Origin of the sequence: Streptomyces sp. NPDC048696, assembly GCF_043198895.1 — a bacterium.
Lineage (GTDB): Bacteria > Actinomycetota > Actinomycetes > Streptomycetales > Streptomycetaceae > Streptomyces.
This window is the reverse complement of the sequence record NZ_JBICVJ010000035.1, coordinates 1-22,222: the sequence shown is the minus strand read 5'-3', so window position 1 is coordinate 22,222 and position 22,222 is coordinate 1. Positions and strand designations below refer to the sequence as shown.

Here is a 22,222-nt window from a genome sequence, read left to right as displayed (position 1 = left end):
TGGATCCCGTCCGTTTCGGCGCTTTCGCCGATAGGTAGGCATTGACGCTGACGAACGCGAGCACCTCCTGTACCCGATAGCAATACGGCAGAAGGAGATTGCCTTGGCGGATGACACAGAGCCGGCGAGCCGCGGAGCCGCCCAGAAGGTCCTTCTGCTCAGTCCCAAGACGTCGTTCGGGCCCAAGCTCCAACGTACGTACGCGGGCGGGCTTGGCACCGTCAACCCCGGTGAGCGCAACGTCCTGCCGCCTCTGGACCTGCTCCGTATCGCCGGAGTCCTGCGGGCTGCGGGAAGTGTGCCGCGCATCGTGGACGAGGAGGTGGAGGGCTCCCTCCCGGAGGTGGAAGGCGCCCTCCCGCCGCTCGCGGACGCACGACAGGGACGGGCCGAGGCGGACATCGTCATCTGCCAGGTGTCACTGGCGGCCATGCGCGAGGACGTCCGCAGACTGGGCGAGTTCGCCGCGGCCGGACTGCGGACGTTCGCCTATACCAGTATCCGCGGGCACGACCAGTGGCAGGAGATCCTGACCACAAGCGGCTGCGAAGCCGTGATCCTGCCCGAGGCGATACCGCGCCTGGGATACCTGGTCGAAGCCCGAGCCGCCGGTGCCATGGCGATTCCCGGACTGATCACCGCGGCCGCCGCGCACGACCCGGGGCGTCTGCCGCACGTCTACGGCGATCTGGCCGACGAACCGCTGCCGGCTCGTGACCTCGTCGATCACCGTCGCTATGTATTCCCGGCACTTCCCGCAGAGCGCATCACCACGATGAACGCCAGCTTCGGCTGCCCCTACCCGTGCGGTTTCTACTGCCCTTACCCGCTGGGCGAGGGCAAGAAGGTCAGGGCGTACCCGGTCGAACGGATCGCCGCCGAGTTCGAGCAGTGCGCGCGGCTCGGAATCACCGCCGTGGTCTTCCGCGACCCTGTCTTCACCTTCGACCGGCGGCGCACGCTTGCCCTGTGCGAAGCGGTCAAAAGAACCGGAACAGGCATCCGATGGTGGTGCGAGACCCGGATCGACCGGCTCGACGAGGAACTGATCCGGGTCATGGTCGACGCCGGCTGTGTGGGTGTGGAGGTGGGGGTCGAGAGCGGGGACGCGCGCATGCACGACACCGCGGTCCGCAAGCGGCTCGGCCTGGACACCGTGAGAGCGTTCCACCGCACAGCACGGCAGACCGGGCTGAACATGCTCTTCCTCCTGCTCTTCGGCCTGCCCGGCGAGACCCGGCAGTCCATTGCCAACACCCTGGAATTCATCCTGGAACTGGGACTGTCGTCCGAGGAGTTCAACGTCGGAGTGATCACCCCGTATCCCGGCACAGCTCTGCACGAGCTGGCCCTGGACAAAGGCTGGATCCGGCGAGACCAGGACCGGTTCACCAGCTTCAACGTGGTGATGCGTACGGACGAACTGACCGAGAACGATCTGACCGAAGCACTCGCGCTGACCGAGGAACTGCACCGGATCGACGGTGGCTGCGCCCCGGCCGACACCCTGGCCTCCTACCGCAGCCGCATCCGGAACTGGGCCGACACGACTCCGGCACCCCACGGGCGCTCGGCCGCTTGTTGACACCGTGACCGCGCGGCGGCCAAGCCGTCCCCGTCCCTCTGGACGTCACCGACCCGGCAGGCCTTCAGCCTGGCGCATCTGCCCCACGCCTGCGATCCGTCAGGCCGGGCAGGCGTACGCAAAAGAGGGCCAACCATCACGGATTGGCCTTGGCCTGCCGGTTTCTCCGCGCCGTACCGTCCAGGGCATGCGGATTCGAATCGTCGACGCCTTCACCGACCGCGCCTTCGCCGGGAACCCGGCCGGGGTGCTGCTCCTCGACTCCTTCCCGGACGACGTCTGGCTCCAGAACGTCGCCCGGGAGGTCAACCTCTCCGAGACCGCCTTCGCGCATCCCCTGCCGCCCGGCGGCGAGGCCGACTGGGCGCTGCGCTGGTTCACCCCGGCGCGAGAGGTCGACATGTGCGGGCACGCCACCCTGGCCACCGCTCACGTGCTGCGTACGACGGGGGCCATGACCGGCACCGTGCGGTTCGCGGCCCGGTGCGGCATCCTCGCGGCCGCCGCCGACGAGGACGGGTCGATCACGCTCGACTTCCCCACCTCGCCGCTCACCCCGGTGAAGATCCCGGACGGGATCGGCGAGGCGCTGGGCGCGGAGCCGGTTTCGGCGCACGACACGTCCCGGCACATCGGCGACCTGGTGGTCGAGCTAGCGGACGAGCGGACCGTGCGGGCCCTCACCCCCGACTTCAAGGCGTTGATCGCGCACTCGGCGCGCGGGATCATCGCCACGGCGGCGGCCGACGACCCGTCCCTGGGCCACGACTTCGTCTCGCGCGGCTTCTTCCCGGGCCTCGGCATCGACGAGGACCCGGTGACGGGGAGCGCCCACACGGCGCTCGCGCCCTTCTGGGCGCCGCGCCTGGGCCGCACCGAGCTGACCGGCCTCCAGGCGTCCGCCCGCTCCGGGCTCGTCCGCGTGTCCCTGCGCGGCGACCGCACCCTGCTGACCGGCACGGCGGTCACCGTCATCGACGGCGAGCTGCTGACGGCGCCCTGACCCATGGTGGTACGCCCCTTGCCCACGCACCCCGCGTGCGTGGGCCCGCTCACAGCGTCGGCAGCCAGCTCACCTTCCCCGCGAGCAGCGCGTATCCCACGAACGCCCCGATGTCGAGCAGTGAATGGGCCACCACGAGCGGCCCCACCCGCTGCCAGCGGCGGTAGAGCAGCACGAAGACCACGCCCATCGCCATATTGCCGAGGAAGCCGCCGATGCCCTGGTAGAGGTGGTACGAGCCGCGCAGGACCGAGCTCGCGGCCAGCGCGGCGAGCGGGCCCCACCCCAACTGGCCGAGCCGGCGCAGCAGATACCCGACGACGATCACCTCCTCCAGGACGGCGTTCTGCACCGCCGACAGGACGAGCACCGGGTACTTCCACCACACGTCCGGCAGCGACTCCGGGACGACCGTCAGATTGCCGCCGACCGCCCGCGCCGCCAGATAGAAGCCGAGCCCCACACTGCCGATCCCGGCGGCGACGAGCGCGCCCCTGCCGAGGTCCGGCCACGGCCGTCTGCGGTCGAACCCGAGGACCCGCAGCCCGCCCGCGCCCTCGCGCAGCAGCAGATGCGCGACGAGCGCCACGGGCACCAGCGCGGTCGCGATACCGAAGAGCTGCCAGGCGAGATCGAGCCAGGGCCGCCCGGGAGCGTACGAGGTGTTGAGTTTGGCCGCCTGCTCCTTCAGGCCGCCGGGTTTGGTCACCGACCCCACAAAACTGATCAGCGCCGATACACCGCTCGCGCCCAGCGAGAGCGCCAGAACCAGCAGCGTCTCGGACCGCAAGATCCGCGGTGAACCCCTTTCCCCGGGAAGAGAATCAGCCACGCGCCCCGCCTCCACCTGCACACCTGCCTCCAGTTGACCGAACCCGTCCCACGCCCACCACTGCCCCGCTAGGGTCTCGAATGAAAGTACGAAGATCGCGCGCGACAGGCCGGGGACGGGCGCCATTTCGGTGCCGCGGTCCCCCTTTTCTCTCCTTCTACGGGATTCACGTTTTCCTTGTTCAGGATTCAAGGAGGGCACCACCGCCATGGGACGTCACAGCTTGCCCGACGACCACACCGCAGCGGGAACCAGGGCTCGTCCGGCCGTCGGCCGCCGCGGTACCGTCGTCGTGGCCACCCTGCTGGTCCTGGCCGTGGCGGGCGGCGCGGCCGTCGCCGTCGACAGCGGTCTGCTCTCCTTCGGCGACTCGTGCCGGGACTCCGCCGTACGGCTGGATCTCGTCGCCTCCCCCGACATCGCCCCGGCTGTCCGGTCGATCGCCGGGCACGCGCGCGAGGCCAGGGTCACCTCCGACGGCTCCTGCATCGACGTCCGGGTCACCGCCCGCGAGTCGTACCAGGTCTCCGACGGCCTTTCCGCCGGGCGCACCCCCGACTTCGCGGTCTGGATACCCGACTCGGCGCTGTGGGTCGACCGTGCCAAGGACGGCGGCGACAGCGTCCCGGTCGCCACGGCGGGCCATGTCGCCGCCTCGCCCGTCGTACTCGCCATGGTGAAGTCCGCCGCGAGCACCCTCGGCTGGCCCGCGAGGACCTATACCTGGGCCGAACTGGCCGCGACCGCCACCCGGTCGCCCAGGCTGCGCCTGGGCGCCGCGGACCCGGCCCGCTCGGCCACGGGTCTGCTGGCCCTGAGCAGCATCGGCCGGTCCCAGGCCCGGCAGGGCTCCGACGGCGGCGCACAGACCGCGGCCCTCGCCAAACTCCTCGCGCGGCGCACCTCGGACAGCGACTCCCAGGTCGTCGGGACCCTGGACCGGACAGACTCCGGCGCGGGGGCGGCGGACGCGCGCCGCAACCAGGCCGTCGTCCTCTCCGAGCAGGCGGCGTTCGCGTACAACAGCGGCCCGGGAGCCGGTCGGCGCCTCGCGCTCTTCTACCCGACGGACGGGACGCCGCCGCTCGACTACCCGTACACGATCGTCCGCGAGAGCCGGCTGAGCACCGACGTGAGCCGGGCCGCGATGCGGTTCATGACGCTGCTCGGCGCGCCCGACTCGCTGCGCGCGCTGGCCCACTGCGGTTTTCGCGCACCGGGCGAGGAGGTGGCGGACGCGATGGTGCGCACGGCGGGCGGCAGTTCACCGCAGCCGTACGCCACGTCCGGCGCGCAGGCGCCCTCCGCCAAGGAGCTGGAGCAGACGCTCGGCCTGTGGACGATCACCGTGCGGAGCGCCCGGATCACCACGGCCAGGGCGAGTTCGACGCTGGTGATCCTCAAAGCCATCACACCGGTGGGTCGGGGCGCCGCGAAGGGGTGACGCCCGGCGGGCACGGGCCCGGGCAGCCGACCGGCCAGGTGTGGACGGGCTCGCCCTGGTGCATCAGCTCGGTGTAGCGGCGGGTGGTGGCGGCGAGCGCGTCCTGGCGCCCGAGGCCCGCTTCGAGGGCGCGGTGGTAGGTGTCGACCTGCCAGGACGCCCCGTTGACCCGGCGCCGGCAGCGCTCCTCGATGACGCCGAGGTAGCGGTCCCGGTCGGCGGGCTCGACTCCCCACGCGTCCAGACCTGCGTACGCGAGCGGCAGCAGCTCGTCCCGTACGAGTTTGACGGCCGGTACGCGCGCGACGCCGCCGGCCCGGCGCGGCACCGGCCACAGCAGCTCCGCGTCGATGCCGAGCCGGCACGCGCTCTCGAAGTTGGCGGCGGCCACCGCGAACGGCAGCCGGGTCCACACGGGCCTGCTGTCCTCGGCGAGGGTCCGTACGAGCCCGTAGTAGAAGGCCGCGTTGGCGATGACGTCGGTGACGGTGGGCCCGGCGGGCAGCACCCGGTTCTCCACCCGCAGATGCGGCACCCCGTCCGCGATCCCGTACACCGGACGGTTCCAGCGGTAGATCGTCCCGTTGTGCAGCACGAGTTCCTGGAGCCGGGGCACCCCGCCGTCGGCCAGGACCCGCAGCGGCTCCTCCTCGTCGCAGATGGGCAGCAGCGGCGGGAAGTAGCGCAGGTTCTCCTCGAAGAGCTCGTACGCGGAGCTCACCCAGCGCTCACCGAACCAGGTCCTCGGACGCACCCCCTGGGCGCGCAGCTCCGCCGGCCTGGTGTCGGTGGCCTGCTCGAACAGCGGCGGCCGCGACTCGCGCCACAGCTCCCGGCCGAACAGGAACGGCGCGTTGGCACCCACCGCGATCTGCACGGCCGCGACGGCCTGCGCCGCGTTCCACACGGCCGCGAACCGGGCCGGGGTGACCTGGAGGTGCAGTTGCACAGAGGTGCAGGCCGCCTCCGGGGTGATCGAGGTGGAGGTGCAGACAAGGCGTTCGACGCCCTCGATGTCGAGGGTGAAATCCTCGCCGCGGGCCGCCACTATCTGATCGTTGAGCAGCACGTAGCGGTCCACGTCGGAAAGGTTGGCGGAGACCAGGTCCCGCTGCGTGATCGTCGGGAGAATGCCGATCATCACGATCCCGGCGCCGACCTCGCCCGCTTTGCGCTCGGCGTACCCGAGGCCGGTGCGCAGCTCCTCGGAGAGCTGATCGAAAACACGGCCGCCGAGCCGGTGCGGGGCGATATTGACTTCAAGATTGAACATGCCGAGTTCGGTCTGGAAATCCTTGCTTGCTATGCGTTCGAGAACTTCGGCGTTCATCATCCGGGGCATGCCGTCCGGGCCCGCGAGATTCAGTTCGATCTCCAGGCCCATCAGATTCCGCGGACGGTCGAACCTCCGTTCCGCCAGGAGCCGCCCCAGCCCCTCAAGGCACTGCTGGAGCTTCTGCCGGTACGCGTGCCGATCGGACAGGTCGAACTCGCCCGCCACGACCTTCTCACCCATCGAAGCGTCCCTCCTCGAATGGGCAGCCGGCGCGGCCGGCCGCGTGCGTCACGGTCGATAATGCCCAGGCTGGCTGATCCATAACGCCCCATCACAGGGGGCCGGTTGGTAAGCTGGTACGAACCGGCCTCGGGCACATGCATTTGGCAAGCGCAATGTGCGGTTACCACGGACTCGGTAATGGTGAAAAACACGGACGGGTTTCGGCCGACCGCCGCAGTTGCACTTTTCCAGGCCAGCGGCGTTTCCCCTTCGGGAATCGGGAGGAAAGCCGCATCGGCGGGACCGGATACCGACTTGCCGGTAATACGGACGACTGCTAGACGAAACACGCCCTGAACACGTGTCGTATAAACTCCGCAAACGAGGCAGAGAGTTGGCGCCCCGGCCACTGTCCCCCCGGCCCCCCTCTGACCCCGTACACCGCAGACAGCGCCGTCCGCACTGCCCACGCTCCACCGTGTCTCCGAAGTGAGAGGCGACCCACCATGCCGCTGCATGTCCCCCCGGCTCCCGCGCCCGCCCTGCGCAGCGTCCTCGCGGCACTCGGTTCCCCCACCGCCGTCCGCGCGGCCCGCACCCCGGCCCTGCGCTCCACGCAGGGACCGCTCACCCCCGAACTCCCGCTCCCCGTCCACGTACTGGACCGCATCACGCCGAGCGCCCGCGCCCCGCGCAGCCGCCTGGCCGGCTGGCGCTTCCTGATCAGCGACGCGGACCGCGCGGTCGCCGCGGCGGACACCATGCTCACCCCGGACGGCTGGGCCTTCTCGCACTTCTTCGAGGGCCCCTACATCGCCTCCACCCAGCACGCGCTGCGACAGGCGGAAGCGCTGCCCCGGGACTTCGAGCCCAGGCTGCTGTCCGTGCCGGAGCTGTACATGCTGACGCTGTGGCTGCGCCGCGACATCGGCTCGGACCCCGCCGGCGCCCCGGACCCGGCCGATCTGCTGGTGCCGCTCGCCCCCGCGCCGCCCGGCATCTGCGCCAACCGCCCGCGCCGCGTGTCGGAGCTGCTGCCGGTCATGACCCTGCGCCTCACACCCGCGCCCCTGCTGAGCCAGCCCGCCTGACCGGCCCGGCCGTCACACCCGCGATTCCGCAGCGCCCCGGAGCCCGTTGGTTCGGCCCGGGGCGCTGTAGTGTGCGCCCGCGCGTCCTCCGTACGGGCTAGCCCGTCCCGGCCACGCCGAACCACCCGAAGGGACAGGGCAGTTGAGTTGAACCGGCCGCACGAGTGATGCGTCAATATGCAGTAGGAAGTGGTGCCGCGAAATCCCTGCGGATTGACGCCCGTAGGGCAACACTGGGAGCGGACCGACCGACTTACCAACGGGGGGCGGCCATGAACACCGCATCGAGCCGCAGGACACTCAACTCTACGACGCAGCGAAAGAACCCATCCATGTGCCAGCACCAGCCAGCCTGCCCGACAGCCGACTCCGCCGACCGGGAGGCCGCGCAGCTCGTGGCGCACCACCCGGAACAGGGCTGGAGCCTGCTGTGCAACGGCGTCCTGATCTTCGAGGACACCGGTGAGCTGCTGCCGGACGGGCGGATCATCGCCCCGCACCGGGCGCTGACCGCGGGACAGGTGGCCAAGGCCGCGTAGCTCGGCGGCGCGGGCACAGCGCGACAAAAAGGGGCCGGCCCGGGGAAGATCCCCGCACCGGCCCCGACGTATGTCAGCCGTAGACGGCCCTACGTCAGTTGTCGTACTCGTCCAGCGGCGGGCAGGAGCAGACCAGGTTGCGGTCGCCGAAGGCGCCGTCGATGCGGCGCACCGGCGGCCAGTACTTGTCGGCGGCCGAGACACCGGCCGGGAAGACGGCCTCCTCGCGGGTGTACGCGTGGTTCCACTCGCCGCCGAGCGCGGCCGCCGTGTGCGGGGCGTTGGCCAGCGGGTTGTCGTCGGCCGGCCACTCGCCGGAGGCGACCTTCTCGATCTCGGCGCGGATCGCGATCATCGTCTCGCAGAACCGGTCGAGCTCGATCAGGTCCTCGGACTCGGTCGGCTCGATCATCAGCGTGCCGGCCACCGGGAACGACATCGTCGGCGCGTGGAAGCCGTAGTCGATCAGACGCTTGGCGATGTCGTCGACGCTGACACCGGTCGCCTTCGACAGCGGCCGCAGGTCCACGATGCACTCGTGCGCCACCAGGCCGTTGGGACCGGTGTAGAGCACCGGGTAGTGCGGCTCCAGGCGCTTGGCGATGTAGTTGGCCGCCAGCACCGCGACCTGGGTGGCGCGCTTGAGGCCCTCGCCGCCCATCAGCCGGACATACGCCCAGGAGATCGGCAGGATGCCGGCCGAGCCCCACGGGGCGGCCGAGATCGGGCCGACGCCCGTCTCGGGACCGGCCGTCGGCTGGAGCGGGTGGTTGGGCAGGTACGGCGCGAGGTGCGCGCGCACACCGACCGGACCGACGCCGGGGCCGCCGCCGCCGTGCGGGATGCAGAACGTCTTGTGCAGGTTCAGGTGCGAGACGTCGCCGCCGAACTTGCCCGGCTTGGCCAGGCCCACCAGCGCGTTGAGGTTGGCGCCGTCGACGTAGACCTGGCCGCCCGCGTCGTGCACCTCGCCGCAGATGTCGGCGACGTGCTCCTCGAACACCCCGTGCGTGGACGGGTAGGTGATCATCAGCACCGACAGCTCGTCGCGGTACTGCTCGATCTTGGCGCGCAGGTCGGCGATGTCGACCTCGCCGTCGTCGGCGGTCTTCACCACGACGACCTTCATGCCGGCCATCACGGCGCTGGCGGCGTTGGTGCCGTGCGCGGAGGACGGGATGAGGCAGACCGTGCGCTGCTCGTCGCCGTTGGCGCGGTGGTAGGCGCGGACCGCGAGCAGACCCGCGAGCTCGCCCTGCGAACCGGCGTTGGGCTGGATGGACACCGCGTCGTACCCGGTGACCTCGGCCAGACGCTCCTCCAGCTCGTGGATGAGCGTGAGGTAGCCACCGGCCTGCTCGACCGGCGCGAACGGGTGGATCTGCCCGAACTCGGGCCAGGTGACCGGCTCCATCTCGGTGGTCGCGTTCAGCTTCATGGTGCAGGAGCCGAGCGGGATCATGCCGCGGTCCAGCGCGTAGTCGCGGTCGGCGAGCTTGCGCAGGTAGCGCAGCATCGCGGTCTCGGAGCGGTGCTGGTGGAAGACCGGGTGGGTCAGGAAGTCGTCGGTGCGCAGCAGCGCACCCGGCAGCGTGTCGGCGGCCGCGGCGTCCAGCGCCTCGATGTCGCCCTCGGCGCCGAACGCGGCCCAGACGGCGGCGAGACGGTCGCGGTCGGTGGTCTCGTCACAGGCGATCGAGACGGTGTCGGCGTCGACCAGGTGCAGGTTGACCCCGCCCTCGCGGGCGGCGGCGACGGCCTCGGCGGCCTTGCCGGGCACCCGCACGGTCAGCGTGTCGAAGTACGAGCCGTGCACGACCTCCACACCGGCGGCGCGCAGGCCCTCGGCGAGGATCACCGCGTAGCGGTGGGTGCGCCGCGCGATCTGCCGCAGGCCGTCGGGGCCGTGGTAGACCGCGTACATCCCGGCCATGACGGCGAGCAGGACCTGCGCCGTACAGATGTTGCTGGTGGCCTTCTCACGGCGGATGTGCTGCTCACGGGTCTGCAGGGCCAGGCGGTACGCCTTGTTGCCGTCCGCGTCGACGGAGACGCCGACCAGGCGGCCGGGCAGGCTGCGGGCGAACTTCTCCTGGACCGCCATGTAGCCGGCGTGCGGGCCGCCGAAGCCCATCGGGACGCCGAAGCGCTGGGTGGTGCCGACCGCGATGTCCGCGCCGAGCTCGCCGGGCGAGGTCAGCAGGGTCAGCGCCAGCAGGTCGGCGGCGACGGTGACGATCGCGCCCAGCTCGTGCGCCTCGTCGATGACGGGCTTGAGGTCGCGGACCTCGCCGGAGGCGCCCGGGTACTGGAGCAGCACGCCGAAGACACCGCGCTCGGCGATCTCCGCCGGGATGCCGTGGCTCAGGTCGGCGACGACGACCTCGACGCCGGTCGGCTCGGCGCGCGTCTCTATGACGGCGACGGTCTGCGGCAGCGTGTCCGCGTCGACCAGGAAGACGCCGCCCTTGACCTTGCCGACCCGGCGCGACAGCGCCAGCGCCTCGGCGGCGGCGGTGCCCTCGTCGAGCAGCGAGGCGCCCGAGGTCGGCAGCCCGGTGAGGTCGGCGACCACGGTCTGGAAGTTGAGCAGCGCCTCCAGGCGGCCCTGCGAGATCTCCGGCTGGTACGGCGTGTACGCGGTGTACCAGGCCGGGTTCTCCATGACGTTGCGCAGGATCACCGGCGGCGTGAACGTGCCGTAGTAGCCCAGGCCGATCATCGGGGCCAGGACCTGGTTGCGGTCGGCGAGGGTGCGCAGCTCGGCCAGGACCTCGGCCTCGGTGCGGGCACCGGGCAGACCCAGCGCCTCGGCGCTCTTGATCACGTCCGGCACCGCGGCGGCGGTGAGCTCGTCGAGCGAGCCGTAGCCGACCTGCGCGAGCATCTTCGCCTGGGCCTCTGCGTCGGGCCCGATGTGACGCTGCTCGAAGGGGATGCCACGCTCAAGCTCGGTGAGCGGCATGCGGTTGGCGGTCATTACGGAGGCCTCCTGGTCAGCACGACCTGCGAGGGGCACCACGGCGCGGGTGCCCGGACGGCCTCCCCCTCTGTCATCTCAACCTGAGAGCTTCACCGGGGCGCGTGGGAGCGACCCGGCTTTCACCGTCGGTGAGGGTGGGATGCGCGCAGGCCTGTGCCCGTACGTCCCCCGCCCTGCTTTCCAGAGTGACCTCGTCCGCGCGGTACGTGAGCCTGAGAGATTCCGGGGAGGATTTGCTCCTTCGGCGCCTTCGGAGATCGTTCCGAAGGACTCTCCCGCACGGGATCAGCAGCCACCGCCAGCCTACCAGCGAGTCCCGGCCTCGATCCTTCGAGTGGCCGACGTCCGCGATGTGCACTTTCGTAGTGGTTAACGAGCAGTTGCGACCAGTTGGAGGGACCGTGCAGACCGATATCGATCCCCGCAGCCTGATCGGCCGCAAGGCGTTCGACCGCAATGGCACCAAGATCGGCACCGTGGACGAGGTCTACCTCGACGACGCCACCGGGGTGCCCGAGTGGGCAGCCGTGCGCACCGGCCTCTTCAGCCGGGACGCGTTCGTCCCGCTGGAGCCCAGCAGCCTCGTCGACGAGGCCCTCCACATCCCCTACGACCGCGCGCTGATCAAGGAAGCCCCGGACTTCGGCGTCGGCCGCCATCTCTCCCCCGAACAGGAGCTGCAGCTCTACCACCACTACGGTCTGGACATCGCCGCCCCCGATCCGCCCGCGGGCCCCGACCGCGACTTCGGGAGGCTCGCCGGCGACGACGACGCCTGACCGACCCCGTCCTCTCCGTCCTCTCCCTCCTCCGACATCTCTGCCCCCTCCGATCCCTCTGGCCCCTCCGCCGCCGTTTCGGGCTCCGCCACCAGCGGCAGCGGGTCGGAGGGCTCAAGCGCGGGGTCGTCCACCATGAACGTCCGTACGCGCCCGGGCGCCGTCGAGGAGGGCGTCTCGAACCGGACGGTCACCCGCCCCACCCCGCTCCCCTGCACCCACCCGGGCCCGAACTCGGCGTGCCGCACATCGTGCCCGGCGGCCCAGCGGCGCTCGGCCGGGTCCTCGGGCTCCGCCGCCTCCGTGACAGCCGCATCCGCCTCGTCCACCACGGCGGGCTCCTCCTGCCCCGACCGCTCACCGGCGGCCTGCGCGAACAGGTCCTCCTGCGTGTAGTCCGCGAGGCCGCTCACACCCACCCCCAGAAGCCGCACACCGCCCGTGGTGTCCACGGAATCGAGCAGACGGCCCGCTGCCTCACGGACCACCGCCGGGTCGTCCGTGGGGCCTCTGAGCGTCTCGGAGCGGGTCAGGGTCGAGAAGTCGTACCGTCTGACCTTGAGCACGATCGTGCGGCCCGAGTGCCCCGACGCCCGCAGGCGCTGCACACACCGGTCGGCGAGCCGGCCCACTTCGTTCATCACCCGCACCCGGTCGTGCAGATCCACGTCGAAGGTGTCCTCGACCGAAACCGATTTGGTGTCCCGCTCGGCCACCACCGGCCGGTCGTCGAGGCCCAGCGCCATCCGATGCAGCGACGCCCCGTGCGCCTTGCCAAGCAGCCGCACCAGCTCGTCCTCGCCCGCCTCGGCCAGATCCGCGACCGTGGTCATCCCGGCCCGGCGCAGATGCTCGCCCGTGGCGGGCCCGACGCCCGGCAGCGTCCTGACCGGCATCGGCGCCAGGAGCTCCCGCTCGGTGCCCGGTTCTATGAGCACCAGACCGTCCGGCTTCGCCTCCTCCGAGGCGATCTTCGCCAGCATCTTGGACCCGGCGAGCCCCACCGATCCCGTCAGGCCCGTCACCGCCCTGATGTCCGCGCGCAGCCGCTCACCGGCCTCCCGCGCCGAGGAGGCGTCCCACGCCACTCCCCCGGCCTCCAGGTCCACGAAGGCCTCGTCCAGGCTCAGCGGCTCCACCAGCGGCGACAGACGGCCCAGAAGCTCCATCACCTGCTCGCTGATCGACCGGTAGAAGCCGAAGCGCGGCACCAGATAGGCACCGTTCGGACACAGCCGTCTGGCCTGGGCCATCGGCATCGCCGACCGCGCGCCGAACCGCCGCGCCTCGTACGACGCGGTGGCCACCACACCGCGCGGGCCGAGGCCGCCGACGATCACCGGTTTTCCACGCAGGCTGGGCTTCGACGCCTGCTCTGCGGCGGCGAAGAAGGCATCCATGTCCAGATGCAGAATGGTCGGCGCGGCTCTCACATCACCGATGCTGCCTCACACCACTGACAATCGGCCTCCGGCAGCCCCGGACACGGTCAAGCGCCGGCTCCCGTGCCTGGTCAGACCGCCCGGTTACGGCGCCGGGCCAGCTCGTCGGCGGGGTTGTGCCCGACCAGCGTCTCCCCGGTGTCGACGCGCTCGCCGTGCAACTGCGACAGCGCCGCCTCGACGTCCCGCCACACCACGCCGACCGCGATACCGAAGACGCCCTGGCCGCCCTGGAGCAGATCCACGACCTCGTCGGGCGAGGAGCACTCGTACACGGTGGCTCCGTCGCTCATCAGCGTCATCCGCTCCAGATCGCGAAAACCGCGCTCCCGAAGGTGCTGGACGGCGGTGCGGATGTTCTGGAGTGCGACACCGGTGTCGAGGAAGCGCTTGACGATCTTGAGGACGACGACGTCCTTGAAGCTGTAGAGCCGCTGGGTGCCCGATCCGTACGCCGGACGCACGCTGGGCTCGACCAGGCCGGTACGGGCCCAGTAGTCGAGCTGCCGATAGGTGATCCCCGCCGCCGCGCACGCGGTCGGCCCCCGGTAGCCGACGGTCTCGGTGCCGGTGTCGGCCACGCTGTCGTCCACGGGGTATCCGCTGCTCGGGCCCGGCCGAGAGCTCGGGGGAGGGTACGGCCCGCTCTCCCCCGGACTGCGTCCGGGAGCCTCCCCTGCCGTACTGTCGCCGCTGCTTCTCACGCCGACCCTCCGTCCTAGAACTGCCCTCACGACGGTAGGCAGTCACTCGGGGTGCGTCAACGATCGCCACACTCGGCACGCCGAGTGATAATCACCCTGAGAGTGGTTTCGCGTACCCCTCTTCGGGGAAAGGCTACTTGAATGCGCCGGAGCCGCCCGGTGCGCGAAGCCATCGGCGCGTACGGCTCATTGGCCGCCGACAGCCCGTCGGCCTCGTACGACTCACTGGCTGTTGGTGCCGAAGTCCTCGGGCGAGATCTGGTCGAGGAACTCGCGGAACTTCTCCACCTCGTCCTCCTGCTCGTCCGGGATGGCGATCCCCGCGTCGTCGAGCACCCCGTCACTGCCGTAGATCGGCGTTCCGGTGCGCAGGGCCAGCGCTATGGCGTCGGACGGACGCGCGCTCACCTCGACGCCACTGGCGAAGACCAGCTCCGCGTAGAAGACACCTTCGCGCAGGTCCGTGATGCGGACCTCGGTCAGCTCCTGGCCCACGGCCTCCAGCACGTCCTTGAAAAGGTCGTGCGTCAGCGGCCGCGCCGGAGCCATCCCCTGCTGGGCGAAGGCGATCGCGGTCGCCTCCCCTGGACCGATCCAGATGGGGAGGTACCGATCGCCTCCCACTTCACGCAGGAGCACGATCGGTTGGTTGGAGGGCATTTCCACCCGGACACCCACGACGTCGAGCTCGTTCACACAGCAACCCTAGGACGTGCCCGGCAGGTTTGGGTAGTCGGGCACCCCCGAGGTCAGTGCAGCCGGACCCCGAGAGCGGTCTGGACCAGGGCCGCGTGCAGTCGTACGGACAGCGCCGCCAGCTCCTTGACGGTCGCCTCCGCATGGGCCCTGGTCTGCGGGTTGCGGTGCCGCCGCAAGGGTGCGACCACCTGTTCGACCAGTCCGGCCTCGCGGTCGGCGGCCGCCTTCATGGCGCGAAGATGACGCGGTTCAAGACCGAATCGGCCGAGATCCGCCACAAGGCGGGCCACATTCACCGACTCCGCGTCGTAGCCGCCCTCGGGACCGGCCGAGATCAGCCCGTACGACTCCCAGTCGGCCAGCTCCGCCTCGGTGATCTCGGCGGCCACCAGCAGCTCCGCACGGCCCACCCGGGCCGCCGTGGGGCGGTCCGGATCCGGGTCCACCACACCCTCCAGGAGCTCGCGGGAGGCGGCGGGAGCGGGCAGCGCGGGCTGCTCGCCCCGGCTCAGCGCCTCCAGGTGCTCCCGGATGACCTTCAGCGGAAGATAGTGGTCCCGCTGCATCCGCAGCACCTGGGCAAGCCGCTCGACGTCCTCGGGGCTGAACTTGCGATACCCCGACGGCGTGCGCCGGGGCTCGACGAGACCTTCGGACTCCAGAAACCGGATCTTGGAGATGGTGACTTCGGGAAATTCCTCGCGCAGCTGATTCAGGACGGTACCGATGCTCATCAGCCGGTCGCCCGAGGTGGCGGTGCCGTGACCGGCACCGCCCGTCGGTGTATGCAGCATGGGCCTTCCCTGGATGGGCTTCCCCCCTGGGGTTCCCCCGGACGGACTCCGGGGGAAGGTCAGACCGCGCGCTGGCTCGCGTAGAACACCAGGCGGTACTTGCCGATCTGCACCTCGTCGCCGTTGGACAGGGTGATCGAGTCGATCCGCTCCCGGTTCACATACGTGCCGTTGAGGCTGCCGACGTCGGAGACGGTGAAACGGCCGTCCGCGCCCCGGCGGAACTCCACATGGCGCCGTGAGACGGTCACGTCGTCCAGGAAGATGTCGCTCTGCGGATGCCGGCCCGCCGTGGTCAGCTCGCCGTCCAACAGGAAGCGGCTGCCCGAGTTGGGCCCGCGGCGCACCACGAGCAGAGCGGAGCCCATCGGCAGCGCGTCCACCGCGGCCTGCGCCTCCGGCGACAGCGACGGCAGCTGCGTCTGACCCGTCACCTCGGAGTCGTACGCCTCAAGTCCGGAGATCGAGATGGTCGACGTGGTCTCCGCGGCCCGCTCCGGAACCGCGCCAGGCCGCAGCGGAGCGCCGCAGTTGGAACAGAATCGGCTCGCCGCGGCATTGCTGTGCCCGCACCTCGTACACACCGGCATGGACGGATCCTCCTGACCCGGCTGGACCGCGTGGGAGCTGGTCGCATACGGGTCGGGAGCAAACCCTCCACCCGTACTCGATGGATCCCCGAAACCTATGCGGCCGGGACCGGCAGGGTCAACAGAAGACGCGCCCGGACCGCCCGGAATGTCGCCGCCGTGCGCGCCGACCTCGTCACGGAACAGCGGACGCCCGCCGTCCTGCTCATCAGGGCCTCCAGGGCTTTGAGCACGGTGCCTGGCGGCGCTGCCGCCGTCCCGGCGTGCGCTCTTGCCGAACAACTTCGCAAACAACTTCACGGGCGATTCCCCTTGACCGAAACAGACCCGCCCGTGGGGCAGGACGAACCCAGAATCAACACACCGGCCGACCCGGACATCCTCACAACGTCCGTATCCGCCAAACAGTTTCCACCACGCACCACGAGTTGGGTGCGCCGACCCCCCGCAAGCTCATGCCCTTGTACGACAGCTGGCATGCGGCCCCGCGTCACCGCGACGTCGACCGAGCGTAATCAGGGCGCTTCGCCGGTCGCAAGGCGTCCACAATGATCTTCTCCGAACGGACCACAGTGGCCGTGGCCTGCTCCTTCTCCAGAGTCTGCACCACACCACCAGGGATGTTGAGCGCGGGTTCAAGATCCTGTGGCTTCCCGATCACCTTGAAACGGTACGGCGCGGTCACCTTCACACCGTCGACCTGGATGCCGCCGTCGGCGTCCGAGAAGTACGTGTTGGCGACGACTCGTACGTCGTTGATCTGGATCGCCTCCGCGCCCGCGGCCCGCAGCTCCTGGATCGTGTCGAGCAGTTTGTCCGCCTCGACCGCCTTCTTCGGGTCGCTGATGGTCAGCGTGATGCCGGGACCCTGCGCCGCGACCGTACCGGCCAGGATGCCGAGCTGACGCTCCTTCTCCAAGGTCTGCTTGCGCGCCTCGGCCGCCTGGTTGGAACTCGTCTCCAGCTCCGTGCGTTGACCCTCCAGACGAGTCTTCTCGTCCTCAAGGCGTTTCGTACGGGAGTCGAGCTCGTCGAGGATCCGCACCAGGTCCTCCTGGCGGGCTCCGCGCAGCGCGCTGTTGTCGCTGTTGGAGCGGACCTGGATGGCCAGGCCCAGACCGAGCACGAACAGGAGCAGAGCGACGATCAGTTGGGCCCGGGTCACCCGGGGCGGCCAGAGCCCGGCGGCCAGCCGCTGGCGGCCGGTCAACTGCGGCGCGCCCTCGGCGGCGGGGCCGGGCGCGGGCTCGGCCGCGGTGGGCGCGGCCGGTTCGGGCTCGGGAGCCCGGTCCGGCTCGGGAGCACGGTCCGGTCCCGGCGTCCGGTCCGATCCCGGCGTCCGGCCGGAATCAGAAGTGCGGCCGGGTTCAGGAGCGCCCCCGGCACCGGGGGTGCGCCCGGGCTCGGGTGTATGCCCGGCTGCGCCCTTCTCGGGCGTGTCGTCGCTGCTCATCGGCCTCACGCCCGGAAGACATGCCGGCGGATGGCCGCGGCGTTGGAGAAGATGCGGATGCCGAGCACGACGACCACGCCGGTCGACAGCTGCGCGCCCACGCCCAACTTGTCACCGAGGAACACGATCAGCGCCGCCACGACGACGTTCGACAGGAAGGACACCACGAAGACCTTGTCGACGAAGATGCCGTCGAGCATGGCCCGCAGACCACCGAAGACCGCGTCGAGCGCGGCGACGACGGCGATGGGCAGATACGGCTCGACCACCGCGGGCACCTCGGGCCGGACCAAAAGTCCGACCACGACTCCCACGACGAGGCCAAGTACGGCGATCACGATGTGCCTTTCCTTGTGGCGGCCGCGCCTGGGCCGGCGCCCGTGGTCTGCGGCTGTGCGGTACGTACGATCAGGCTCGGCGCGGCCGGCAGGCGCACCTCGCCCTGGTCCGAAATGCTGGAACGGATGCCGTAGTTCTCCTGGAGCACATGGAGATACTGACCGTCGGCACTGTCCTGGAAGGCGGTGCTGAGCTTCTTCCCGTCGCCCACGGCGAGCACCGTGTACGGCGGCACCAGCGGCCGGTTGTCGACCAGTATGGCGTCGCCCGCGGCCCGGATCGCCGAAAGTGCGGTCAGCCGCTGCCCGTTGATGGCGACGGCCTCGGCGCCGGACTGCCACAGCCCGTTGACGACCCGCTGCATGTCCCGGTCGCGCACCCGGCCGGTGTCCGCGAAGCTGCTGTTCTCGCGCGGCCCGCCACCACCGCCCGTCTCGGTGTTCTTGGCGTCGTCGACGACCAGCTTCACGCCCGGGCCCTGCACCTCGGTGGCGCCCGAGAGCAGCGCGACCAGTTCGGCCTGGTCACCGCCGTGCTTCTCCAGGGCTTTGCGCTGGCGCTCGCCGACCTGGTCGCGCAGGGTGTTCACCTGCTTCTGCAGGTCGTCCGCCGCCTTGGTCTCGGCCTCCACCCGGCCGATCAGCTCCTGGCGCTCCTTGGCGACCACGGGTGCCGTTATCCGCGCCTGCGCGGCGCCGATCGTGACCACGACGGCGGCGAGCACCAGACCCGCGGCCAGGCCGAGCTTCGCACGCAGCGGCCGGGGCATGCCCTCGTCACCCTCGGCCTTGCGCCGGGCGGTCGCCTCCGCGTACCCCTCGTCCAGCGCATGGTCCATCACATTGGTCAGCAGCGACATGGACGCGTCGGGGCGAGGGCGTGGAGCGGGGGTGCTCCGAACGGGGGGCTGCTGCGACATGCCGCACATCGTCGCACGTCGGCGCCCCGGCCGCCGAATGGCCCCACCGGTGCGCCGGGCGGCGTCCCACGACCCCGCCCGGCGTCAGCTACTGCCTCAGTGACCTGCGCTGTCGACGATCGCCGACCACTCGTCGAGCAGCGCCTGTGCGGAGGCGTCGTCGGGCCCCTCGGCCCACAGATGAGTGACCGCCTCGGCCGGGTCGGGCAGCACCATCACCCAGCGGCCGTCGGCCTCGACGACCCGTACGCCGTCGGTCGTGTCCACGGACCGGTCCCCGGCCGCCTCCACCACCCGCCGCATGACCATGCCCTTGACCGCCCACGGGGTCGCCAGATCGCGCCGCAGCACATGGGCCCGCGGAATCCGCGAGTCGATCTGGCTGAGCGTCAGCTGTGTCCGCGCGACCAGCCCGATGAGGCGCACGAACGCGGCGGCCCCGTCGAAGACGCTGCTGAACTCGGGAATGATGAACCCGCCGCGCCCGTCGCCGCCGAAGATCGTCGACTCCTCGCGTCCGACCCGGGTCAGATCGTCGGGCGAGGTCGTCGTCCACTCCACCTGCGTACCGTGGTACGCCGCGACCTGCTCGGCGATACGGGTCGTGGTCACCGGCAGCGCCACCCGCCCACTGCGCCGCTCGGCCGCCACCAGGTCCAGCATCACCAGGAGCGCCCGATCGTCCTCCACGATCCGCCCGCGCTCGTCGACCAGCGACAGCTTCTCCCCCACCGGGTCGAACCGCACCCCGAACGCGGCCCGCGCCGACGCCACGATCTCACCGAGCCGCACCAGACCGGCCCGCCGGCCGTCGGCCGTCTCGGTCGGCCGCGACTCGTCGAGCCCGGGGTTGATGGTCAGCGAATCCACCTGGAGCCGCCCGAGCAGACTGGGCAGCACAAGCCCCGCGCTTCCGTTGGACGCGTCGACGACGACCTTCAGCCCGGCCTCGGTCACCCCGGTCGTGTCGACCTTGCGCAGCAAGGACCCGGTATACGAGTCGAAGACGCTGGAGGGGAACTGCAGATCACCGATCTCGCCCGGGAACGCCCGCCGGTACTCCTGACGCGCGTACACCCGGTCCAGCTTGCGCTGACCGGCCTGTGAGAGATCCGCGCCCCGCTCGTCGAAGAACATGATGTCCACGGAGTCCGGCACACCCGGCGACGTCCGCAGCATGATCCCGCCGGCACTGCCCCGCGCGGTCTGCTGTCTGGCCACCGGCAGCGGTACGTTCTCCAGATCCCGTACGTCGATCGCGCTGGCCTGCAGCGCCGAGATCACCGCCCGCTTCAGCGCCCGCGCGCCACGCGAGTGGTCGCGGGCGGTGGTGACGGTCGCCCCCTTCTTCAGGGTCGTGGCGTACGCACCGGCCAGCCGCACCGCGACCTCCGGGGTGATCTCCACATTGAGGATGCCGGAGACACCGCGCGCCCCGAACAGATGGGCCTGGCCGCGCGACTCCCAGATCACCGAGGTGTTGACGAACGCGCCCGCCTCGATGGTCTTGAACGGATAGACGCGAACGTTGCCCTGGACAATGGATTCCTCACCGACCAGGCACTCGTCCCCGATGACGGCGCCGTCCTCGATCCGGGCCGCCCGCATGATGTCGGTGTTCTTGCCGATCACGCAGCCACGCAGATTGCTGTGCTGCCCGATGTAGACGTTGTCGTGGACGACCGCTTTGTGGAGGAACGCCCCGGACTTCACGACGACGTTCGATCCGATGACCGTGTGCTCACGGATCTCCACGTCGGCCTCGACCTTCGCGTAGTCACCGATGTAGAGCGGGCCCCGGAGCACCGCGTCGGGATGCACCTCGGCGCCCTCGGCGACCCAGACGCCGGGAGAGATCTCGAACCCGTCGAGGTCGACGTGGACCTTGCCCTCCAGCACGTCCGCCTGCGCCTTGACGTAACTCTCGTGCGTGCCGACGTCCTCCCAGTAGCCCTCGGCGACATAGCCGTAGATCGGCTTGCCTTCCTTCATCAGCTGCGGGAAGACGTCACCGGACCAGTCGACGGGAACATCGGCTTCGACGTAGTCGAATACCTCGGGCTCCATCACATAGATGCCGGTGTTCACCGTGTCCGAGAAGACCTGCCCCCAGGTCGGCTTCTCCAGGAACCGCTCGACCTTTCCCTCTTCGTCGACGATGGTGATGCCGAATTCCAGCGGGTTGGGCACGCGGGTCAGGCACACCGTGACCAGCGCGCCCTTCTCCTTGTGGAAGCTGATGAGGTCCGACAGGTCGAAGTCGGTGAGGGCGTCGCCCGAGATCACCAGAAAGGCATCGTCCTTGAGGGCTTCCTCGGCGTTCTTCACGCTGCCGGCGGTGCCGAGGGGCTTCTCCTCATTGGCATAGGTGAGCTCCATCCCGAGCTCTTCACCGTCGCCGAAATAGTTCTTGACGAGCGAGGCGAGAAACTGCACGGTTACGACGGTCTCATTGAGCCCATGCCGCTTGAGCAGCCTCAGCACATGCTCCATGATCGGCCGGTTGGCCACCGGCAGGAGCGGCTTGGGCATGCTAGAGGTCATGGGGCGAAGGCGGGTACCTTCACCACCGGCCATCACGACGGCCTTCATGTCGGAAGCGTCCTCCTTGACGAGACGACGGTCTAGCCGACTGCACCCGTCCGGGTGGGCCCCCTGGCATCATGCGCGGTTCCGTCGACTCTGACGGAACCGCTTCGACGAGCTCAATCGGCCGCTGGGTCCGCCTTGACGAGGCGACGGACCTGAACCACGTAGAGGATTCCTGCCCACCAATAGAGCGTTGTACCCCATCCGGCGAACGCCCATCCGAAAATCGCCGCCAGATCGGCGAGCCACCCACTTCCGTCGCTCAGCAGAAGCAACGGGAAGGCGTACATCAGGTTGAACGTGGCGGCCTTACCGAGGAAGTTCACCTGCGGCGGCGGATAGCCGTGCTTGCGGAGGATTCCCACCATCACCAGAAGCATCAGCTCCCGGGCCAAAAGGGCAGCGGTCAACCAAACGGGCAGAATCTCCCGCCAGGTGAGGCCGACGAGTGTGGAAAGGATGTACAGCCGGTCGGCCGCCGGATCGAGCAGCCGGCCGAGACTGCTGATCTGGTTCCACCGCCGGGCGAGCTTCCCGTCCAGGTAGTCACTGACACCACTGAGTGCCAGGACGAGCAATGCCCAGCCATCGCTCTTCGGCCCGCCGAACTCGGGGCGGAGGATCAGCCACAGGAACACGGGTACGCCGACGAGACGCGCCATGCTGAGGATGTTGGGGATGGTGAGCACCCGGTCCGTCTGAACGCGAGTCTCCTGGACCTCCACCCGGGGGCCTCCTGTGAACGTGCCAACGATGCCTCATGACCTTACCGGCAGCGGACGGGCACGAGTGCACAGGGGTGCGGGTCCGATAAGACCCAGAACGCAAAAATGCCTCAGTCCCCGACCATAAAGGCCGGGGACTGAGGCTAAAATTTGTTCGGCGGCGTCCTACTCTCCCACAGGGTCCCCCCTGCAGTACCATCGGCGCTGAAAGGCT

General features: G+C 70.1%; 19 protein-coding genes and 1 riboswitch. Of the genes, 6 read left to right on the top strand and 13 right to left on the bottom strand.

The annotated features are described in order from the left end of the window. Nucleotides 1-103 precede the first annotated feature (103 nt). Nucleotides 104-1,585, top strand: a complete 1,482-nt coding sequence (locus ACGFRG_RS36275; RefSeq protein ID WP_393271000.1) for an AprD4 family radical SAM diol-dehydratase — start codon at nucleotides 104-106, stop codon at nucleotides 1,583-1,585. A gap of 187 nt (nucleotides 1,586-1,772) precedes the next feature. Next, nucleotides 1,773-2,588: a PhzF family phenazine biosynthesis protein gene (locus tag ACGFRG_RS36270; protein WP_393270998.1), complete on the top strand. Its 816-nt coding sequence runs from the start codon at nucleotides 1,773-1,775 to the stop codon at nucleotides 2,586-2,588. A 49-nt stretch (nucleotides 2,589-2,637) separates the two neighbouring features. Here the strand turns inward: ACGFRG_RS36270 and ACGFRG_RS36265 are convergent, their stop codons facing one another. After that, nucleotides 2,638-3,441: a CPBP family intramembrane glutamic endopeptidase gene (locus ACGFRG_RS36265; protein WP_393271018.1), complete on the bottom strand. Its 804-nt coding sequence runs from the start codon at nucleotides 3,439-3,441 to the stop codon at nucleotides 2,638-2,640. Between the two features lie 187 nt (nucleotides 3,442-3,628). Between ACGFRG_RS36265 and ACGFRG_RS36260 the strand changes: the two genes are divergently transcribed. Next, nucleotides 3,629-4,864 (top strand): substrate-binding domain-containing protein, encoded by a 1,236-nt coding sequence (locus ACGFRG_RS36260; protein WP_361433735.1) that lies wholly within the window; start codon nucleotides 3,629-3,631, stop codon nucleotides 4,862-4,864. Here the strand turns inward: ACGFRG_RS36260 and ACGFRG_RS36255 are convergent. After that, nucleotides 4,830-6,380 (bottom strand): glutamate--cysteine ligase, encoded by a 1,551-nt coding sequence (locus ACGFRG_RS36255; protein ID WP_393270996.1) that lies wholly within the window; start codon nucleotides 6,378-6,380, stop codon nucleotides 4,830-4,832. The genes ACGFRG_RS36260 and ACGFRG_RS36255 overlap by 35 nt on opposite strands. A gap of 488 nt (nucleotides 6,381-6,868) precedes the next feature. Here ACGFRG_RS36255 and ACGFRG_RS36250 point away from each other — a divergent pair, with 488 nt between their 5' ends. Continuing rightward, nucleotides 6,869-7,453, top strand: coding sequence for a hypothetical protein (locus ACGFRG_RS36250; protein ID WP_393270993.1), 585 nt, complete (start codon nucleotides 6,869-6,871; stop codon nucleotides 7,451-7,453). Nucleotides 7,454-7,785: 332 nt separating this feature from the next. Beyond that, nucleotides 7,786-7,992, top strand: a complete 207-nt coding sequence (locus tag ACGFRG_RS36245; RefSeq protein WP_067155431.1) for a DUF5999 family protein — start codon at nucleotides 7,786-7,788, stop codon at nucleotides 7,990-7,992. A gap of 94 nt (nucleotides 7,993-8,086) precedes the next feature. Here the strand turns inward: ACGFRG_RS36245 and gcvP are convergent, their stop codons facing one another. Beyond that, nucleotides 8,087-10,972 (bottom strand): aminomethyl-transferring glycine dehydrogenase, encoded by a 2,886-nt coding sequence (gene gcvP / locus ACGFRG_RS36240; protein ID WP_393270990.1) that lies wholly within the window; start codon nucleotides 10,970-10,972, stop codon nucleotides 8,087-8,089. 193 nt (nucleotides 10,973-11,165) lie between these two features. Then, a riboswitch (glycine riboswitch) is annotated at nucleotides 11,166-11,263 on the bottom strand. 113 nt (nucleotides 11,264-11,376) lie between these two features. Here gcvP and ACGFRG_RS36235 point away from each other — a divergent pair. Then, nucleotides 11,377-11,754, top strand: a complete 378-nt coding sequence (locus tag ACGFRG_RS36235) for a PRC-barrel domain-containing protein (protein ID WP_361433726.1) — start codon at nucleotides 11,377-11,379, stop codon at nucleotides 11,752-11,754. Here ACGFRG_RS36235 and ACGFRG_RS36230 read toward each other — a convergent pair. The 10 genes from ACGFRG_RS36230 to ACGFRG_RS36185 form a co-directional block, all read right to left on the bottom strand. Continuing rightward, on the bottom strand, nucleotides 11,670-13,187 hold the full coding sequence (locus tag ACGFRG_RS36230; protein WP_393270987.1) for a DNA polymerase IV: 1,518 nt from the start codon (nucleotides 13,185-13,187) through the stop codon (nucleotides 11,670-11,672). The two genes, ACGFRG_RS36235 and ACGFRG_RS36230, sit on opposite strands and share 85 nt — an antisense overlap. A gap of 80 nt (nucleotides 13,188-13,267) precedes the next feature. Beyond that, on the bottom strand, nucleotides 13,268-13,900 hold the full coding sequence (locus ACGFRG_RS36225; RefSeq protein WP_361433721.1) for a MerR family transcriptional regulator: 633 nt from the start codon (nucleotides 13,898-13,900) through the stop codon (nucleotides 13,268-13,270). A gap of 222 nt (nucleotides 13,901-14,122) precedes the next feature. Further along, the gene (locus ACGFRG_RS36220; protein WP_006123076.1) at nucleotides 14,123-14,596 is read right to left on the bottom strand and encodes a bifunctional nuclease family protein; all 474 of its coding nucleotides are present in this window, start codon (nucleotides 14,594-14,596) and stop codon (nucleotides 14,123-14,125) included. A gap of 53 nt (nucleotides 14,597-14,649) precedes the next feature. Further along, entirely contained in the window at nucleotides 14,650-15,393 is a 744-nt protein-coding gene (locus ACGFRG_RS36215; protein ID WP_361433719.1) for a MerR family transcriptional regulator, read from the bottom strand. A gap of 59 nt (nucleotides 15,394-15,452) precedes the next feature. Further along, entirely contained in the window at nucleotides 15,453-16,391 is a 939-nt protein-coding gene (locus ACGFRG_RS36210) for an FHA domain-containing protein (RefSeq protein WP_361433740.1), read from the bottom strand. 82 nt (nucleotides 16,392-16,473) lie between these two features. Beyond that, a complete protein-coding gene (locus tag ACGFRG_RS36205) occupies nucleotides 16,474-17,436 on the bottom strand; it encodes a DUF881 domain-containing protein (protein WP_393270983.1) in 963 nt (320 codons plus the stop codon). A 5-nt stretch (nucleotides 17,437-17,441) separates the two neighbouring features. After that, complete coding sequence (locus ACGFRG_RS36200; RefSeq protein WP_003970459.1) at nucleotides 17,442-17,774, bottom strand: small basic family protein; 333 nt, start codon at nucleotides 17,772-17,774, stop codon at nucleotides 17,442-17,444. After that, a complete protein-coding gene (locus ACGFRG_RS36195; protein WP_361433715.1) occupies nucleotides 17,771-18,694 on the bottom strand; it encodes a DUF881 domain-containing protein in 924 nt (307 codons plus the stop codon). Before ACGFRG_RS36195 ends, ACGFRG_RS36200 begins: the two co-directional genes overlap by 4 nt. 96 nt (nucleotides 18,695-18,790) lie before the next feature. Further along, nucleotides 18,791-21,286: a sugar phosphate nucleotidyltransferase gene (locus ACGFRG_RS36190; protein ID WP_393270979.1), complete on the bottom strand. Its 2,496-nt coding sequence runs from the start codon at nucleotides 21,284-21,286 to the stop codon at nucleotides 18,791-18,793. Nucleotides 21,287-21,399: 113 nt separating this feature from the next. Beyond that, complete coding sequence (locus ACGFRG_RS36185) at nucleotides 21,400-22,008, bottom strand: CDP-alcohol phosphatidyltransferase family protein (protein WP_361433711.1); 609 nt, start codon at nucleotides 22,006-22,008, stop codon at nucleotides 21,400-21,402. Nucleotides 22,009-22,222: the final 214 nt, after the last annotated feature.

Coding starts and splice junctions, on each gene's coding strand:
- ACGFRG_RS36215 (WP_361433719.1), bottom strand. CDS start 15,393: ATGCTGCATACACCGACGGGCGGTGCCGGTCACGGCACCGCCACCTCG.
- ACGFRG_RS36270 (WP_393270998.1), top strand. CDS start 1,773: ATGCGGATTCGAATCGTCGACGCCTTCACCGACCGCGCCTTCGCCGGG.
- ACGFRG_RS36195 (WP_361433715.1), bottom strand. CDS start 18,694: ATGTCGCAGCAGCCCCCCGTTCGGAGCACCCCCGCTCCACGCCCTCGC.
- gcvP (WP_393270990.1), bottom strand. CDS start 10,972: ATGACCGCCAACCGCATGCCGCTCACCGAGCTTGAGCGTGGCATCCCC.
- ACGFRG_RS36190 (WP_393270979.1), bottom strand. CDS start 21,286: ATGAAGGCCGTCGTGATGGCCGGTGGTGAAGGTACCCGCCTTCGCCCC.
- ACGFRG_RS36260 (WP_361433735.1), top strand. CDS start 3,629: ATGGGACGTCACAGCTTGCCCGACGACCACACCGCAGCGGGAACCAGG.
- ACGFRG_RS36250 (WP_393270993.1), top strand. CDS start 6,869: ATGCCGCTGCATGTCCCCCCGGCTCCCGCGCCCGCCCTGCGCAGCGTC.
- ACGFRG_RS36245 (WP_067155431.1), top strand. CDS start 7,786: ATGTGCCAGCACCAGCCAGCCTGCCCGACAGCCGACTCCGCCGACCGG.
- ACGFRG_RS36205 (WP_393270983.1), bottom strand. CDS start 17,436: ATGAGCAGCGACGACACGCCCGAGAAGGGCGCAGCCGGGCATACACCC.
- ACGFRG_RS36255 (WP_393270996.1), bottom strand. CDS start 6,380: ATGGGTGAGAAGGTCGTGGCGGGCGAGTTCGACCTGTCCGATCGGCAC.